This is a genomic window from Paenibacillus cymbidii (genome assembly GCF_004764705.1).
Classification (GTDB): domain Bacteria; phylum Bacillota; class Bacilli; order Paenibacillales; family NBRC-103111; genus Paenibacillus_AN; species Paenibacillus_AN cymbidii.
In genome coordinates, this window is the sequence record NZ_SHLX01000021.1 from 37,127 (window position 1) to 54,579 (window position 17,453).

A 17,453-nucleotide genomic window follows, 5' to 3' on the forward strand; every position below is an offset into this window, starting at 1 on the left:
TTGCTGCAGGGACGGCGGCGTTTGCCCGTTCGTTTATGGGGCGGCTGTAATGGCAATTGTGACGGTACGGCTGGCGGCGGCGGCGAAAGGCAGCGTCAGCACGGCGATGGCGAAGGAGATGTCGGCAGCGCCGTCCGCCGCGTAAGGATTAAACGGGTAGGAAGGCCACTCCAGACGGAACGGTCCGGCGAAACGCAGCTCCCAGTCGTCCTGGCGCAGCCAGTGTTCGCCTGCGTCCGCCGCTTCCAGGCGAATGTCGGCGGCGGTCACCGGCTGCGCGGAAGCGACGCTCGATTCGAGCGCGCCGCCGTTCAGGCGAAGCCGCAGCGGCAGCCGCCACACGGCGGCGTCGCCTTCGCTCAGCGACACCGCCGCCTCCAGCCGAAGCTCGCCGGCGCTTCGTTTCTCCAGCGCAATGTCGAACTTGCGCGAATCGTAAGCGAGCGTTACCGCCCGCCTGTCGTCATGCACGACGCCGGCATCGGGGATGAGGCGGCACTCCCCCGCCGCCGTCGTCAACTCGAACGTGCACCACTCTTTTTGCCCTTTGGAGTTGCCGCCGCCGACAAGCAGCCGTGTGCGTTCGTGCCAAACGCCGATGAAGCTGCCGCGGTCGAGCCCCCAGCGCGATTCGACGACAGGACTGACGAAGCCGCTCAAACAAACGAACCAGCCATCCTCCTTGACGATCAGCGCGCGGGCGGCGCGTGCTTCGATCCTCTCCCGCTCGACAAGTGCCGGCGCATCGGGCCTGGCGACGTCGGCGTCCCAATAGTACAACGTTTCGGCAAAACAGGCGTTGATCCAGCCCGCATTTTGCGCAATCGCCTGCTTGACCACGTAGTGCACATACCGCCGCCCGCCGGGAACCGGCAAAAACGGCAGCAGCCCTTCCGGGTTCGGCGTGCGCAAATATTTGAAGCGGCCGTCGATCGTTTCCACCGTCGTCCCGTCCGGATACGTGAACAGATTGTGGAAGCCGGCAGCCCGCTCCAGCGCGGGCAGCACGTCGACCGCTCCGCCATGGTAATAATACAGCCCCAGCGCATTCGTATAGATGAGGTTGTAAAATGGCGTCGGGCCGTGATGCTCCAGCCAGTAGCCTTCCGGTTCCTGTCCGTTCACGGTCATGGCAATGATGCGGTCCGCGCTTTCCTTCCACTCGGGACGGCCAAACAATTGCGCCGCGCGGTGCAGTCCCATGGCTTGCCAGGTCGGGATGTTGTGCACTTCCGTCAGCCGGTCCAGCTCCTCGCGCATGCCGGCATAAGCGAGCTGCAGACCGTCTTCCCAATACGTCCGGCGCTTGTCGCTCAGGATCGGCTTCAGCTTGCGATACGTTTCCAGCCAATAATAAAATCCCCAGGGCAAATAAAACGGTCCCCAGCGCGATCCGTCGACCTTGACGAACTCCCACTTGCCGTCGGGGTACTGAAAGTCGCGCAGGGCATCGCAGGCCCGGCAGGCGATTTCGGCAAACGCTTCGTCGCGGTAAAATTTGTTGCCCGGGTGCTCCTTGAGCAGCAGCACCGCCATCGGCAGCATGATGTGCTGATTGTTGAGCCCCCACATCCCGCCTTCCAAGAAGCGGCCGGTGGACGGATCGAACTTGTGCAGCTCGGCCTCCACATTGCGGGCAAGCCAGGGGATGGCTTCATCCAGTAAACGATAGGCTTCCATACAAACGCGCAGCTCCGTTCCGACCGGGCCGGCGTTGGCCGTCCGGTCCCGTTAGTAGCCGAACGGCCAACATTCGCCGGCCGCCGACATCACGAAGTGTAAACCGGGCAAGGTCGCCGGACTAGCGGGAATAATTTGCGGCAGTAGCGATTTTTTTGCGGCGCTGCGAATTTGGCGGGCGATTGTGCATATGAGGGCTTAGTTGAAAACGAAAAACGGCTTCTTGTCCACAGTGGGGACAAAAAACCGTCCGGGAGAATTCAATGGTTTCGACCGTCGGGAAGGCTGTCGGGATCACCGCCGGGAAGGCCATCGGTAACGCCGCCGGGAAAATGATTGTAGCCGCCGCGTTTTATCGTTTCGACGGTTCCATCTTTGCGAAGCAATCGGACCGTGCCCGCTGCGCCGGCAACTTCGCCGACGATGTGGAACGGCAGCCCTGCTGCGCGGAACAGCTCGCCGGCGCGGGCGGCGTCCCGTTCCGGCAGCGTGCCGACGAGCCGATAATCTTCGCCGCCGTAGAGCGCCCAGTCGAGAGCGCTCCTGCCGCTCGCTGCCGCGTAACGAAGCAGCGGCTCCTCCAGCGGCAGCGCCGCTTCGCGCAGCACGATGCCGCAGCCGGACGCTTCGGCGATTTCGCGCGCTTCGCTGGCCAAGCCGTCGCTGATGTCGTTCAGCGCGTGGCACAGGCCTGAGCGTTGCAGCAGCCTTCCCGCTTCGACCTGCGGCAGCGGCCGCTTGTGCGCTGCGAGCAGCGACGCATGTGCGTCGGCCGCTCGTCCCGCCAGCAGCGCGTGCAGCCCGGCCGCGGACAGACCCAGCGGGCCGGTGACGAACACCGCGTCGCCTTCGCGGGCGGCGGACCGCAGCAAGGCGCGGCCCCGTTCGACTTCGCCGACGACCGTGACGGAAACGACAAGCCCGCCGTTGGTCGACGTCGTGTCGCCGCCGATGACGGCTACTCCGTACCGGTCGGCGCACGCGTAGAGCCCGTCATAAAGCTCGCGCAGCCGCGCTTCGGCGAACCCGGGCGGCCGAACGAGCGACACGAGCGCATGGCGCGGAATCGCGCCCATCGCCGCGAGGTCGCTGACGCTCGACGCCATCGCTTTGAAACCGACGTCGGCGTCGGCCATTGTTTCGTCCTTGAAATGAATGTCCTGCACCATCGTGTCGCAGGACAACACCAGTTGCATCGCCGCACCCGGCGTCACGACGGCGGCGTCGTCGCCGATGCCGACCTCGACGCCGCGCGCGTGTTGCCACTCCGGCGATTGCCGCCCGGCGTTCAGCAGCCGGATCAAGCCGAATTCGTCCATATCGCCAGCACGCGTCCTTCCGCCGATTGTTGAACTCATTATAGTGCTTCCGTACAAGCCCTCGCAAGAACAATCGCCCCTTGCGCAACTGCAGCATGCGGGACGGTGGAGGCGGTTGGGAGGCCGGGAGGCCGCCAGGGTTAGGGGGCAAGGCTGCCTCAACGCCGCTGTATGGCTGAAATCAGCCTTATTTCGCCCGCCGTTCGCTCAAATGCCGCTGTAAGGCTGAAATCGGCCTTATTTCGCCCGCTGTTCGCTCAAATGCCGCTGTAAGGCTGATATCAGCCTTATTTCGCCCGATGTTCGTTCAAATGCCGCTGCAAGGCTGAAATCATCCTTATTTCGCCCGATGCTCGCCCAAATGCCGCTGTAAGGCTGATATCAGCCTTATTTCGCCCGATGCTCGCCCAAATGCCGCTGTAAGGCTGAAATCAGCCTTATTTCAGCCATTTGGGAAAGAGCATGCTACTTGGAAAGCTGTGGGACTGAGGTGGGGGGCGATTGGAGTGCGGTTGAGGGGCAGTGAGAGTGTGGTTGAGATCCAACGGGTATGAGAATGCGACGAAGATCGGCTGGTTTTGCAATCAAGCTGCCAAGCCGCCCCCTCTACCGACTGTACTCCTCACAAGCGTGACACCGATCACCATACGGATCCGCCGCATAGAAGCCAAAAAAGGTACAGCAAAAACGAGAAATTAGGATAGGCACCAGGTATTCCCTTCCTCCATAATGAACCTGTAAGCGAATACTCAAGCGAGCTCGCGCGTATCGGCTTACGAAGCTGCGTTTTCCGACGGAAACGCGGTGTATGCTTACGAAGCTGCGTTTCCTGACGGAAACGCGGTGTATGCTTACGAAGCTGCGTTTCCTGACGGAAACGCGGTGTATGCTTACGAAGCTGCGTTTTCTAAAGAAAACGCGGTGTATGCTTACGAAGCTGCGTTTTCTAAAGAAAACGCTGAGGAGGCACGAACATGCTGCGCAACAAACCGACCATTTGGGGAGTCATCGCCATCACCACCCTGTCGCTGGCGGCTACCGCCTGCAACAATTCCAAGGAGCCGGCCGCCGGCTCCAGCACGTCGCCGAGCGCTTCGGCGCCGGCTTCATCGGCTGCGCCAAGCGCATCGGCCGCCAAAACCGACGACGGACCGCTCGGCAAATACGCGCCGACCATCACGGTGTCGACGGTGCGCATGCAGAACAGCGGCCTGAAATTCCCTTCCGGCGACAACTGGGACAACAACGTATACACCCGGGAAATCGAAAAACAGCTCGGCATCAAGCTAACGAACAAGTGGGTCGTCGACGACCAGCAATACGCCAAAAAGCTGAGCGTCTCGATGGTAGCGGGCGATCTGCCCGACCTGTTCCAGGTCAACATGCAGCAGCTGCAGCTGCTCGTCGAATCCGGCCAGGCCGCCGATTTGACCGACCTGTACGCCAAATACGCTTCCGACCTGACGAAGCAAAGCATGGAAGACGGCGGCGGCATCAAGAAACAAGCCGTCACCTTCGGCGGCAAGCTGATGGCCTTGCCGCAGGACGGCGGCGGCCGCGAAGACGCGCATTACCTGTTCATCCGCAACGACTGGCTGAAGAAGCTGAACCTCCAGCCGCCGAAAACGATGGACGACGTCATCAACATCGCCAAAGCGTTTGCCAACAACGACCCGGACGGCAACGGCAAAAAAGACACGTTCGGCCTCAGCCTCGACTACAATCTGTTCAACGGCTGGTCGGGTCTCGACGGCTTCTTCAACGGCTATCACGCCTATCCGTTCAATCCGGGCGGTCCGAACGCCACGGGGCTGAACCTGATGTTCCTGAAAGGCGCGGACGGCAAACTCGTTTACGCCGACATCCAACCCGAAGTAAAAACCGCGCTCGGCAAGCTGCAGGAGTTGTTCAAAGCCGGCGCGATCAACCCGGAATTCAGCGTCATCAACGGCGAGAAATCGGCCGAACTGGCAACGTCGGGCAAAGTCGGCATGACCTTCGGTTCGTTCTGGGTGCCGAGCTGGCCCATTAACGACATGAAAAAAACCGACCCGAACGTCGATTGGGGCGTCTACCCGATCGTGTCGGCCGACAGCCAACCGGCGCTGGCGACAAGCAACGGCTTCATGCCGAAGTGGTACTACGTCGTCAACAAGAACAGCAAAAACAAAGAAGCCGTCATCAAGCTGCTGAACTTCTACATGGAGAAAAACTACGGGGCGTCCCGCGACGAAGAGTACCATACGCACAAGGAAGGGGACAAGGTGATCGAAACGTTCTCCTACGCTCCGATCCGCAGCGGCTTCGCCGAAACGAACCAGAACGATTACGCCGCAACGGCGGCGGCGCTTGCGTCGAAGGATCCGTCGAAGCTGTCTCCGGCGGCCAAAGTATACTACGACAACATCACCAAATACCGCGCCGGCGACATGAGCCAATGGTGGTATGAAAAAGAATTCGCGCCCGGCGGCACGTACGATTTGCTCGGCCAATACAAGAAAAACAACAGCTTCATGACGAACGCCTTCACCGGCTCGCCGACCGATACGATGGTGGCCAAAGGCGCGGCGCTGAAAGATTTGGAAGTGCAGACGTTCACCAAAATCATTCTCGGCGAGTCGCTCGATTCGTTCGACAAGTTCGTCGAAAACTGGAAAAAGCAAGGCGGCGACCAAATCACGAAGGAAGTCAACGACTGGTACGCAACCAAAGGCGGCAAGTAAATAGTTTCGCCACATCCGAAGGGACAGAAGCCGCGGTCTTCTGTCCCTTCGGCCGGCAACGGGAGGGATTACGATGTCCGCAACTACGCAAACCGCTGCCGATACCGGCTCCGCGTCCCCGGCGGCGCCGCCGGCCCGAAAGACGCGAACGCGCAACTGGAAGATGGAAGCGCCGTTCCACCTGATGATTTTTCCAGCGCTTGTATGCGTGCTGATTTTCAGCTACGGCCCGATGGCAGGCATCGGCATCGCGTTCCAGAAGTTCGTGCCGACAAGCGGCCTGTTCGGATCGAAATGGATCGGCTTTGACAATTTCAGCTACGTCTACAGTTTGCCCGATACGACACGCGTCATCTACAACACGGTGTTCATCGCCGTGATGAAAATGATCGCCGGCATGGCCGCGCCGATCGCCACCGCGCTGCTGCTGAACGAAATCGCCCGGCCGCTGTTCAAGCGCGTCGTGCAGACCGTCATTTACATGCCGCATTTCCTGTCCTGGGTCATTCTTTCCGGCATTATCGTCGACGTACTGTCGCCGAACTACGGGATTTTCAACGATTTCCTTGGCTGGCTCGGCATCAAGCCGACCTTCTTCCTCGGCGACGAGCGCTGGTTTCCGTTCGTGCTGGTCGGCACCGACGTCTGGAAAGAATTCGGCTTCGGCACGATCGTGTATTTGGCCGCGCTGACGGGCATCAACCCCGCGCTGTACGAAGCGGCCGTCATCGACGGCGCCGGGCGGTGGAAACAGACGCTGTACGTGACGCTCCCCGGCATCGCGCCGATCGTCGTGCTGATGGGCACGCTCAGTTTGGGCAACATTTTAAACGCCGGCTTCGACCAGGTGTTTAATCTCTATAGTCCGACCGTCTACTCCACCGGCGACATTCTCGATACTTACGTGTATCGGCTCGGCCTCGTCAACCTGCAGTTCGGCGTCGCCACGGCGGTAGGCTTGTTCAAATCGGTCGTTTCGTTCGTGCTGATTTCGGTTTCTTACCTGCTTGCTTACCGGCTGGCGAATTATCGCATTTTTTAATCATCCGAAGGAGGCGGTCGACTTGGTTCGCCAACTGACATTTGGCCGCAGGCTGTTTGCGGGCGCCAATTATTTGTTCCTCGCCGTGCTTGCCGCCGTTTGCCTGATGCCGCTGATCAGCGTGCTCGCCGTTTCGTTCAGCGAAGCGAGCGCAATTACGTCCGGTCAGGTCAAGCTATGGCCGGTCGGCTTCACGTTCCGTTCCTACTCCTTCGTTGCGACGAAGGACGCGTTTCTGCGCTCGATGCTCATTTCGCTCGAACGGGTCGGCATCGGCACGACGCTCAATATGCTGCTGACGGTGCTGGTCGCTTATCCGCTGTCCAAGGAACGGGCGCAGTTCCGCTTCCGCACGATGTATGCCTGGGTGTTCGTGTTTACGATGCTGTTTTCGGGCGGCCTCATTCCGACGTACATCGTCGTCAAGGAGCTCGGGCTGCTCGATTCGATCTGGGCGCTTGTGCTGCCGGGGGCGCTGCCGATTTTTAACGCGATTCTGCTGCTCAACTTTTTCCGCGGCTTGCCGAAGGAGCTGATCGACGCGTCGCTCATCGACGGCGCGGGCCAATGGCAAACGCTGTGGCGCATCGTGCTTCCGCTGTCGATGCCGGCGCTGGCGACGATTACGCTGTTTTCGGTCGTCGGTCACTGGAACGAATGGTTCAACGGCCTGATCTACATGAATGCGCCGGAGCATTACCCGCTCGCCAGCTACTTGCAGACGGTGATCATCCAGCGCGACCTGAGCCTGCTCGTCGATCCGCAGCAGTTCAAGCTGATGACGGAGATGAGCGATCGCGGGCTGAAGGCGGCGCAAATTTTTCTCGGGGCGGTACCCGTGTTCGTGCTGTACCCGTTCCTGCAGCGGTATTTCATGAGCGGGATCGTGATGGGAAGCGTCAAGGAATAAGGCAGAGCGTGTTTCGAAAAGCAACCGTATCCAAATAAGCCATGTTTTCGGGCCTATTTCGCAAAAAAGAGGCGGCAGCAAAGAAATAGCCAGTGAATACACTGGTTATTTCGCGGAAAACGGCGATTTTGAGCCGGTTTGGTCACAATAGCCAGCGAAATCGCTGGCTATTTTTGACGAAGCGGCGGAAACAAGGGGAATAGGCCATTTTTCATGGGCTATTCCTTCCTGGGTAGTACAAAAAAGCCTCCGAAACGGCGAACGATGATGAACGTCGCGTCCTCGGAGGCTTTAACTTCGCGGCTGTGTCAGGGAAGTGCGCAAGCGAGCCGGGCGTCGGTCGCTTCGGCGAACGCGGTCGACGCGCCGTCCGGCAGCGTTACGACGACGGGCACGCCCGGCGGCGCCTGCACGTGCAGGAGGAACCGGCGCGACTCGTCGACCCGCCAGGAGACGGCAACTTCGCCGCGCACGGTGGCTACGGCGCCTTCCGCCCACTGCAGCGGCCCCGGGAACGGCGCCACGCCGATGCGCGCGTAACCCGGCTCGAGCGGAAACACGCCGAGCAGCCGCGCCGGAAACTCGTACAGCGGCGCCGCTCCCCAGCCGTGGCAGTCGCTGCGCTGCGACACCGGGTCTTCGACCCAGGCGGTCACATGTTGCCCGAGCTGCTCGCGCCACATGTCCCACAGCGCAAACGAGCGGTCGTACAAGCCGGCCCTCTCCAGCGCGCGGAACAGCAGGAAGGCGAAGGCCGTGGAAGCGCGCGGCAGCTCCGGTTCGGCGAGCATGCGCGTCAGCAGCGGCCGCGCCTCCTCGGCGCCGGCGGCTCCGGACAGCACGGCCCATATTTGCGCGTGCTGGCTGAACTGCGCCGCGGACGGCCCGTCGCGGAACAGCCCGCGCTCCGCGTCGTAGCAGCGCTCGCGCACCGCCAGGCAGATGCGTTCGGCCCGCTCGCGGTACTCGGCCGCGACGCCGGGGCGGTCCGTCCAGACGAGCAGCTCCGCCGCCTTGCGCAGCGCGTCGGCGTACATCATGCTGGCGACCGCCACCGGTCCGACCCGGTTGGCCGGAGGCGCGCCATACGTTTCCTTCCACTCCTCCACCCAATCGACAAACCCCCAATAGGCGGCAGGAAGCTGTTCGACCAAACCGTCCGCGCCGACGCGGCGGCCGAACCAATCCAGCACCGCATCGATCGTCGGGCGATAGCGGATCACAAGCGAAGCATCGCCTACATGCAGGAAATGATCGTGCACCATCGCGATCCAGAACAGCGCAAACCCCGGGATCACCTGCGGCGATATCGACGGATACCGCGCCTGCAGCATGCCGGAAGGCAGCAGCGAGCTGTGAAAATCGTAAATCGCCTTGCGGGCGAGCCGGTCGTCGCCGCCGACATAATAAGTGAACAGCATTTGCAGCCGCGTGTCCATTTCGTATTGCATTTGCTCGTAATACGGCGTGTCCTCGTACGATTCGTGCATGCAGCGGGCCAGCGTGTTCAAGCTGATGCGCCAGAGCGGGCCGAACGTATCGTCCGAGCAGGCGAAACGGGAGCGCGCGTCAAGCGGGTACCCCGTGTCGCGATAGCGCAAGCCGCGCACGACAAGCGGCTCAGCCGCCGCCGTAATACGGAGCCGGACGAAGCGGAACGCCCGCATCCAGAACGGCTCGTAGCTTTCGGCGTTCCCTTCTCCAGCCGCGCCGCCAACACCGGCGCCGATGCCAATGCCGGCCGCCGTATAGCGGTCCTCCGGCCCGTACAACGCTTTGCCGGGCAGCCATTCGTCGCGAACGCCTTTGTTGCGCGCCGCACCCGGCTCGGCCGGGAACTCGTAGCACTCGGAGCAGATCAGCCCGATGCGGGCGCTCGCTCCCCCGACTATATCGAGCCGCACGTAACCGGTGGCGAACTCGCCCGCGTCAAGCTCGAACCAACGCGTCGCGCCGGCCGGCACAACGACGCCGCGCAAGTCGGCCGGCAGCTGCGCCGTCGCCTCCGCCGCATCGGCTTCCTCCTCGCCGCTTCCGCAGCGCGCCACGCGCACGAAGGTACGCTCCGTTTCGTCGAGCGGCGGAATCGGACGCGGCGTCAGCTGCCAAGGCGTCAACTGGCCCCAGTTCGTATCGGCCGTGGCGCTTACAACCGCCGCTTGCGCCCAGCCGCCGTCGTCATACCCGGCCCGCTTCCAACCGTGCGGCGCCAGCGCGCCGTCGACTGTTTCCGGCCCGCCGACGAACAGCGTAAACCGCTCCCGCTGAAAGCCGAGCGACGCGTCGCGCAGCACGCGCCAGCGTTCGTCGCTGTGCAGCGCTTCGAGCGGGTTCCCGTCGGCGTCCAGCAGCGCGCCCTCAAACAGAAAGACGCCGCGTTCGGACCGCCATACGGCGCTTGGTCCGGTCAAACCGCCGCTGCGCCCGGGATCGAACGGATAGTGAACGACGAATGCGGCCAGCACATTCGTTCCCGGACGAAGCCGATCGGTCAAGTCGACCGTTTCGTAGTAGTGCGTCCATCGGTCGCCTTTGCAAGGGCCGACGGAGACGGACTCGCCGTTCAGAAGCAGCCGGTAGCGGCTGTCGGCCGATACGTCCGCCACCAACCGGCAGCCCCCGCCCGCCGGCACTTCGAACGTGCGGCGCAAATAAACGGCATCGTGCGTCCTCTCGGAGCCGGCGGCTTCCTGCCGCTCGGGATGCCAAATCCAGCTTGCTTGCCAAGCGCGATTTTCTTCCAACGCGATTCTCCCCTGTCCGTTACAATCGTGCGGCATCGGCCGTCATGGCCACGCGCAGCACGTGCGTCTCCGCTTGTTGCGGCTCCGCCGATTCAAGCATGATGCGGTACACGGCGTCGCCCCAGTTGCGCCGCAGCCGTCCGTCGTCGATGGCGACCCGCTCCGCGCGCATGCGCAGCCGCCCGGCGTCATAAGCAACGTACACGCGGCGCCCGGGCGCGTAAGCGAGCTCAAAGACGCCTTCGTCAAGCGGCTTCGGCTTAAGCGGCGTCATCAGGCTGTAAACGACAGCGCCGGGCTCATGAAGCCGGAACGCATCGACGATTTCCACGGCGGCGTTCGCCCCCCGCAGCAGACGAAACGTACGCCGCCAACAGGCGATGCCCGCCTCTGCCGGATAAGCGGCGGCGATATCGAGCGAAAGGTCGCTTTCGTCGTCGTCCGCCCGCCGCACTGCGCCTTGCGCGGCAAACGCGCGCCCGTCCCGCTGCATCGTGCCGTTTACGGTCGGCACGTTATGGTACTGCGACTGCAAATACCACAGCTCGAACCGCTGCGGCCCAAACGTCTGCGCCCGATACTCCTCGGTGCCAAGATCGATGAACACCGGCTGCCCGTCCGCGTAGACGATGAAATTTCCGATATCGTTGTGGTTGTGCGACTCCAGGTTATGCCCGCCCTTGGCCGCCACATACAGGCCGCGCGCCGTTCCTTCCGCTTCCCGCGCCGCCATCACCTGCGAATGCGGGAACCAGACGTCGCGCATATACGGCGGCTGCTGCGCCCGCTGTCTGCGCTCGCCTTCCCGCAGCAGCGCCCGCGCATGCCGGTGCAGCGGGAACCAGTCGACGAAGCCGTGCCGCTTGACCGGGATGCCGGCGCCGAGCCGGATCATCCCTTCGTCGCCGATCGCCAGCCCGTAGCCGTAAATCGCGTCGCCGTCGGCAAACACGATGGCGTCGCCGTCGGCGAAGTCGACGTAGTAGTCGCCGTGAATATGCGCCTTGACGATGTAGCGGCCGATTTCCCGCACGATCGTTTCGGCGTAAATGTCGATCGCTCCCCCCGACATCAAGTGCAGCAGCTCCAGGCAATCGTACAGGGAAGCGCCCGAGCGCCCCCAGTACATCGGCCCTTCGTCGCAGCAGCCGTCCGCCGGATATGTGGCGATGAATACGTCGAGGCTGCGCATGATTTTGCCGACCGCTTCCGCCAGCCGCAACGGATCGCGCTCGAACACGGCCAGCGCCATCAGCATGTTGCCGTTGCACCAGGGGTTCCAGTTGTTCACCCGGTCGCCCGCGAAGCCCATCCACCAGTAGTCGTCCCGGGCCAAATACGGAGCGATCAGCCGGTCGCGCACCTCCCGCTCGATCCGTTCGCCGATGCGCCCGCTGATCGCATCCAGCTTGCCCCGCAGCAAATCATACGTCCAGGCGAGCAGCGCCGCCGTCTCCGAGCTGAACAGCTCGACTTCGTGGTCGGCAGCCGCATGCAGCGTTTCGGCTTTATTTACCCGCGTCAAATACGAATTCATATGCGGCGGCAGCCACGTCGTTTCCTCGCAGATGCACATGATGCCGGTTACGATCGCCAGGGTAAATCTGCCGCCGTCCTCGATGCATTCGCCCAGCACCAGCGAGCCGAGCGTCTCGCGGCGTTTCCAGTACGGATCGATGTACGGGTTGAAATGGCCCGTTCGTTTCACTTCGATATACGTTTGCGCCTGCAAGGCCGGCCAGTCGTAAGCAAGACACGCCTCCGCCTTGCCGATCCACTCCTCCCGCGATTCGGCCGTCACCCGCTCCCACGCCCCGCGATCGTCCGCAGGCGGAAAAGGCGCCGCCTTCCCCGCCGCTGCCGCTTGCAGCAAGCTCGCCAAATCGTTTCCGCCATAACGCGCCGTCAACATCGCTTCGCCATCCTTTCTGCGGAGCCGGCCCCAATGATGCGCCGCAGGCTCCCATTTTATTATAGGGCGGCGCCGGACCGCCCGCCTATGATGATCTTTTGTCTTTGCCTGCCTTTTAATGTCCACTTTCATGCGCCAGGCGAATTGACAGTGAGAATAATTATCAACAGACTGAGAGGGCGTTCGGAAAGGCAATAAAGATGCCCCGGGCCAGTTGACTGACCGGGGCATCTCTGCTGCCTCCAAGGCTATTGTTTCGTCCACCGCTCGCCGTTGCGTCACGCACCGATTGCCGTGCTCCTGCAGCAGCCCCCTTTCCTCGCCAAGCAGCTATGCCTTTTCGGGCGAAATAGGCCACAAAAAATGGCTTATTGCCCCTATTTCGCAGGCTTCATCAAAAATAGCCAGCGAAAACACTGGTTATTTGAGCCAAACAGCCCTAACCCGGGCGGATTGACGCGAATAGCCAATGAAATCACTGGCTATTTTGTGGCAACTGCCCATTTTTGACGAAATAGGCCATCAAAGATGGCCTATTTCGTTATTCCTTCCTGTTCTGCGCGTTAACCGGACAACATCCCCGCTTCACTTCCGCCTTACGGCGAGCCGTACAGCACGATTTCCGACGTCTGCGACCGTTCGGAGCTGAGCGTCACGCGAATGTAGCGCGTCGTGATCGAAACCGGATGCGCGTTCCATACGCCGTAGTTCGTCATCGGGTCGACGAACAGCGACGTCCAGCTGCCCGGCGTGCCATAGGAAACGGTAATGTTGCCGTTGTCGAATTTGTCGTGCAAATAAATGTCCGTGATCGTATACGTCTGGCCCAGATCGATATATGCGCTGGCCGGGTAGCGGTCGGTCGGACCGCCCGGCTGCCAGTACGAGGTCGGCGTGCCGCCGCTGCCGTTCTTCGGATCGCCGGCCGTCGTCTGCTCATCGACCAGCCGCGTGGCGATGCCGTAGGCGCCTTCGTTCGTCACCATCGCCGTCGTCAGCGTCAGCTTGCCGCTCGTCGGCGGCGCGGAAGTCGTGGCGCTAGGCACGTTCGACAGCGCCGACTCGTTCGGCACTTCGTCGCGCGTCTTCAGCGCGAAGTAATACGTCGTCGATGCCGACAGCCCGCTCACCGTCATCGACTGGCTCGTGCCGGCCGCCGCCGGGGCCGGTTCGCCGCTCACCTGCGTCGCGCTGGCCCAGTTGCCGCTCGTAATCGCCGACGTGCTGTAGCGGATATCGTACGCCGCCGCGGTGCCCGTCGTGCCGTCGTCGCCCGGCGCCGTCCACGTCAGCTGCACCGACGACGACGTTGCACTGCCCGCCGCCAGGTTGCTCACTGCCGCCGGTGCCGTTGTGTCCGCGCTGCCGGACGGAGCGCCGTACAACACGATTTCCGTCACCTGCGAATGGCCCGAGTTCATTGTCACGCGTACATACCGGGTCGACACGCTGACCGGATGGGCGCTCCAGTAATGATGCTCCGTCAGCGGATCGGTGAACAGCGTCGTCCAGTTGCCCGGACTGCCGGCGGAAACGACGTAATTGTCGATATCGTAGGAATCGCGCAAATAAATGTCGGTCAAGTCGTAGTATTGCCCCAGATCGATATACGCGCTGGCCGGGTACGTGACGCTGCTGCTCCAGCCCGGGGACCACAGCGTCGTCGGGTCGCCGCCGGTGCCGTTCTTCGGATCTCCTGCAGTCGTTTGCTCATCGACCAGTTTCGTTGCATCGCCATACCCGGAGCCGCCTTCGTTGGTGACCATCGCCGTCGTCAGCACGATTTTGCCGCCGCCCGGAGGCACTGCCGTCGTCGCCAGACTGACCACGTTCGACAGCGCCGATTCGTTCGGCACCTCGTCACGCGTCTTCAGCGCAAAATAATACGTCGTCGACGCCGTCAGCCCGCCCACCGTCATCGATTGGCTCGTGCCCGCCGCTGCCGGGGCCGGCTCGCCGCTTACCTGCGTTGCGCTCGCCCAGTTGCCGCTCGTAATCGCCGACGTGCTGTAGCGGATGTCGTACGCCGACGCCGTGCCGGTCGTTCCGTCGTCGCCCGGCGCCGTCCACGTCAGCTGCACCGACGAAGATGTCGCGCTGCCCGCCGCCAAATTACTAACCGCCGCCGGCGCCGTCGTATCGGAGGAAGCAAGCGTCGCCAAACTCGGCACATTCGACAGCGCCGATTCGTTTGGTACTTCGTCACGCGTCTTAATCGCAAAATAGTACGTCGTCGACGGCGACAACCCGCTTACCGTCATCGACTGGCTCGTTCCCGCCGCCGCCGGAGCCGGCTCGCCGCTCACTTGCGTCGCGCTGGCCCAGTTGGCGCTCGTAATCGCCGACGTGCTGTAGCGAATGTCATACGCCGACGCCGTGCCGGTTGTGCCGTCATCGCCCGGCGCCGTCCACGTCAGCTGCACCGACGACGACGTGGCGCTGCCCGCCGCCAAATTGCTAACCGCCGCGGGCGCCGTCGTATCCGCGCTGCCGCCGGGAGTGCGGACAACCTGCAAGTCCGTCTGCGTATCCAGCCCGTTCTTGTCGACCGCTTCGACGATAAACGTATAGGTCGTCGTCGCGTTCAGGCCGGTCGCATGGAACGTCAGCGGATCGCCGGCATTGACGGTGCCGATCGATTCTTCGCTCGGGTACTTGATCCGGTACGCCACGACGCCCTCGTCGTCGGTCGCCGCCGGCCAGCTCAAATCGAGCGTTGTGCCCGTATCGTTGGAAATCGTGACCGCACTGCCGGACGCCCACGACGGCGCGGAATAAGTCGTCGCGTTGTCAAGCAGCACAAACACCGGCCGTTCGCTGACATTCACGCTGACACGGTGCGAACCGTCGATCGTCAGGCTCGACTCCGTGCCAAGCGGACTGCCTTTGGCCATCGTAATCAGCTTCGCGGACGATGCGGCCGTCGGCAGCTGCAGCTGATAGCCGCTCACCGTCGTCGAGTTGCTGGTCGGCGCCCAGACGGCGTAAGCTTTGACCGTACCCAAGCTGTTCGCGAACGAGTACACCGACACGTTACCGTTGCCGGACGTCCCTTCCTGCTTGAAATGAAGGCCGGCCAGCCAGTTCTTCATCGTGTTGAGGTAATACCAGCTCGACTTCGGCTTGCGCTCCGCGTCGATCGTACCCGACGTCATAAATTTGCTCGTATTGTTCGAGTAGCCGTCATCGGCAATCGTAAACATTTGCGCCTTGTCGACGCCGGCTGCCGCCAGCGCGAAGAACGAACGCACGAGCCACTGCGCCTGCACCTCTTCGCCGTTGTTCGAGCCGATGGCCGGGGCGCGCTGCGGCGAGCCGCTATTCGTGTCGTAGCCGAACTCGCTGACCCAGAACTCCTTGCCCGGCAAATAGCGGTCGCGGTAGTCGGCGATGGCGGCCATTTTGCCTTTCAGGTCGAACGCTTCCGGACTGATGCCAACCGTGCCGTTCGACTGGTTCGTGCCGTTATTGGCGTATACGTGGATATTGATCACGTCGCCCGGGAAGCTGCCGCTCCGGTATTCGTCGGCCCACATTTTCGTCAACTGGATATAGTTCAGGCAGCTGCAGGCAAGGCCGGGCAGCACGTACTTCAAATTCGGATCGGCGTTCTTCACCCCGAACGTATTGCCCATCCGGCCCTGGTCGCCGTCATAGGAGGCGCTTTGCCGGGCGGCGTATTCGAACGGCAGATGCAGCGCGTTGCGGCCGTTCCACCAGCCGTCGATTTCGTTGCTGCCTTCGATATACTGCAGCGTGTTCAAGCCGGACAGCCGCTGCTGGTCGGACGCCAGCTTCAGCTTGCTGTCGGCGACGGTGGCGCTGCCGTAGCGGGCCGCGAACTGGAACATGTGGTCGGCATAAGCCGGGTACGACGCCGGCAGTACGGGGTCGGCCCCGGCCGGAATCGGCTTGTTGGCGATCCAGGGCGGCGTCAGATGCACCGTCGGGAACGTCAGGACGCCGTTGTTTTTGACCGTCTGGTAAAACTTGTCGAAGTTTTTGCCCCCGCCCATATAGCTCGGGTTAAATTTGTTCTGGTTGTTCGGGTAGCCCGGATACGACGTGCTCGTATCGCCTTCGTCCCACTGCCAGCGATGGTACTCGCGATAGTTGCCGAACGCGACGATGCGGTCGAGCGGATCGTCGATAACGCCGTTGGCGCCGATAAACGTTTCCATGTCGGGCGCATTATGCGAGGCAGGCGACGGAGGAGCGACCGGCGCGCCGGTCGGCGTGCCGTACAGCACCATCTCGTTGAAAATGCGCGCATTCTCCGCCGTCATCATCACCCGCAAGTAGCGCGTCGTGACGCCGCTCAGCGGATAGCCGACCCAGCGCAGCGTATTGACGTAATCGTCGCCCTTCGTAATTTCCGTCCAATGGAACGGCGTGCCATAGTACAGCTTCACTTCGCTGGCCGGCGCCCCTTTCCAGTACAGGTAAATGTCGCTCAGGTTATACGTCCGCTGCAGATCGATCGTAATGTAGTTGTCAACCTCGTACAGGTCGCCGTAAAAGCTCGGGTCCCACTTCGTGCTCGGCGCGCCGCCGGCGCCGTTCTTCGGATCGCCCGCTTCGATCTGCTCGTCGGCGATCAACAGCGGCGTGCCGATCGGCGATTCGCCGACGATCATGCCCGGCTTGATCGGGATTTTGCCGCTTGTGCCGGTGGCGAGCAGCAGCGTTGTACCGTTGGCGACGTTGGACAGCGCCGATACATTGCTTGCCTCGTCCGTCGCCTTCATTGCAAAATAGTACGCCTGATCGCCCGGCAGCGCCACCGTCAGCGACTGGTTCGTGCCTGCCGCCGCCGGGGCCGGAATATTTTTGACCACAAGAGCGCTGGTGAAGTTGGCCGCCGTAATCGGCGACGTGCTGACGCGGATGTCGTAGGACGTTGCCGTGCCGGTAGAACCGTCGTCTCCCGGCGCCGTCCAGGTCAGCTGCAGCGAACCCGCGGTTGCCGAACCGGCCGCCAGATTGGCGACCGCCGCAGGCGGCGTCGTGTCGGCGTCGGCGCTTGCCGTAAGCGTCCCGACCGAATAGGCGGGCGGCAGGCCAAGCGCGAGCGCAAGTGCGGAAACGAGCGGAAGCAAGCTTCTTCTTCTCATGATTCAAGC

The 17,453-nt window shown here is 62.4% G+C and carries 8 protein-coding genes; 3 read left to right on the forward strand and 5 right to left on the reverse strand.

The features are described 5' to 3' along the window. Positions 1-33: 33 nt before the first annotated feature. Together EXY20_RS25265 and thiL are read right to left on the reverse strand one after the other, a co-directional pair. Positions 34-1,680: a hypothetical protein gene (locus EXY20_RS25265; protein ID WP_135554906.1), complete on the reverse strand. Its 1,647-nt coding sequence runs from the start codon at positions 1,678-1,680 to the stop codon at positions 34-36. 260 nt (positions 1,681-1,940) lie between these two features. Beyond that, positions 1,941-3,038: a thiamine-phosphate kinase gene (gene thiL, locus EXY20_RS25270; RefSeq protein WP_235886194.1), complete on the reverse strand. Its 1,098-nt coding sequence runs from the start codon at positions 3,036-3,038 to the stop codon at positions 1,941-1,943. A 935-nt stretch (positions 3,039-3,973) separates the two neighbouring features. Here thiL and EXY20_RS25275 point away from each other — a divergent pair. The 3 genes from EXY20_RS25275 to EXY20_RS25285 all read left to right on the forward strand — a co-directional run bounded on the left by EXY20_RS25275 (position 3,974) and on the right by EXY20_RS25285 (position 7,674). Beyond that, on the forward strand, positions 3,974-5,722 hold the full coding sequence (locus EXY20_RS25275) for an extracellular solute-binding protein (RefSeq protein WP_135554907.1): 1,749 nt from the start codon (positions 3,974-3,976) through the stop codon (positions 5,720-5,722). 73 nt (positions 5,723-5,795) lie between these two features. Further along, on the forward strand, positions 5,796-6,764 hold the full coding sequence (locus EXY20_RS25280; RefSeq protein WP_135554908.1) for an ABC transporter permease: 969 nt from the start codon (positions 5,796-5,798) through the stop codon (positions 6,762-6,764). Positions 6,765-6,786: 22 nt separating this feature from the next. Beyond that, the gene (locus EXY20_RS25285; protein ID WP_207671336.1) at positions 6,787-7,674 is read left to right on the forward strand and encodes a carbohydrate ABC transporter permease; all 888 of its coding nucleotides are present in this window, start codon (positions 6,787-6,789) and stop codon (positions 7,672-7,674) included. Positions 7,675-7,982: 308 nt separating this feature from the next. On the opposite strand, the gene EXY20_RS25290 is transcribed toward EXY20_RS25285, so the two are convergent. The 3 genes from EXY20_RS25290 to EXY20_RS25300 form a co-directional block, all read right to left on the reverse strand. Next, positions 7,983-10,418 carry an alpha-L-rhamnosidase-related protein gene (locus EXY20_RS25290; RefSeq protein WP_167859513.1) on the reverse strand — a complete coding sequence of 812 codons (2,436 nt, stop codon included), beginning with the start codon at positions 10,416-10,418 and terminating at the stop codon, positions 7,983-7,985. 19 nt (positions 10,419-10,437) lie between these two features. Next, a complete protein-coding gene (locus EXY20_RS25295) occupies positions 10,438-12,330 on the reverse strand; it encodes a heparinase II/III domain-containing protein (protein WP_135554910.1) in 1,893 nt (630 codons plus the stop codon). A gap of 596 nt (positions 12,331-12,926) precedes the next feature. Further along, the gene (locus EXY20_RS25300) at positions 12,927-17,444 is read right to left on the reverse strand and encodes a fibronectin type III domain-containing protein (RefSeq protein WP_135554911.1); all 4,518 of its coding nucleotides are present in this window, start codon (positions 17,442-17,444) and stop codon (positions 12,927-12,929) included. Positions 17,445-17,453: the final 9 nt, after the last annotated feature.

What these genes read in the sequence shown, in the direction of transcription:
- EXY20_RS25265 (WP_135554906.1), bottom strand. Translation starts at nt 1,680, where the DNA reads ATGGAAGCCTATCGTTTACTGGATGAAGCCATCCCCTGGCTTGCCCGC.
- thiL (WP_235886194.1), bottom strand. Translation starts at nt 3,038, where the DNA reads ATGAGTTCAACAATCGGCGGAAGGACGCGTGCTGGCGATATGGACGAA.
- EXY20_RS25275 (WP_135554907.1), top strand. Translation starts at nt 3,974, where the DNA reads ATGCTGCGCAACAAACCGACCATTTGGGGAGTCATCGCCATCACCACC.
- EXY20_RS25280 (WP_135554908.1), top strand. Translation starts at nt 5,796, where the DNA reads ATGTCCGCAACTACGCAAACCGCTGCCGATACCGGCTCCGCGTCCCCG.
- EXY20_RS25295 (WP_135554910.1), bottom strand. Translation starts at nt 12,330, where the DNA reads ATGTTGACGGCGCGTTATGGCGGAAACGATTTGGCGAGCTTGCTGCAA.
- EXY20_RS25300 (WP_135554911.1), bottom strand. Translation starts at nt 17,444, where the DNA reads ATGAGAAGAAGAAGCTTGCTTCCGCTCGTTTCCGCACTTGCGCTCGCG.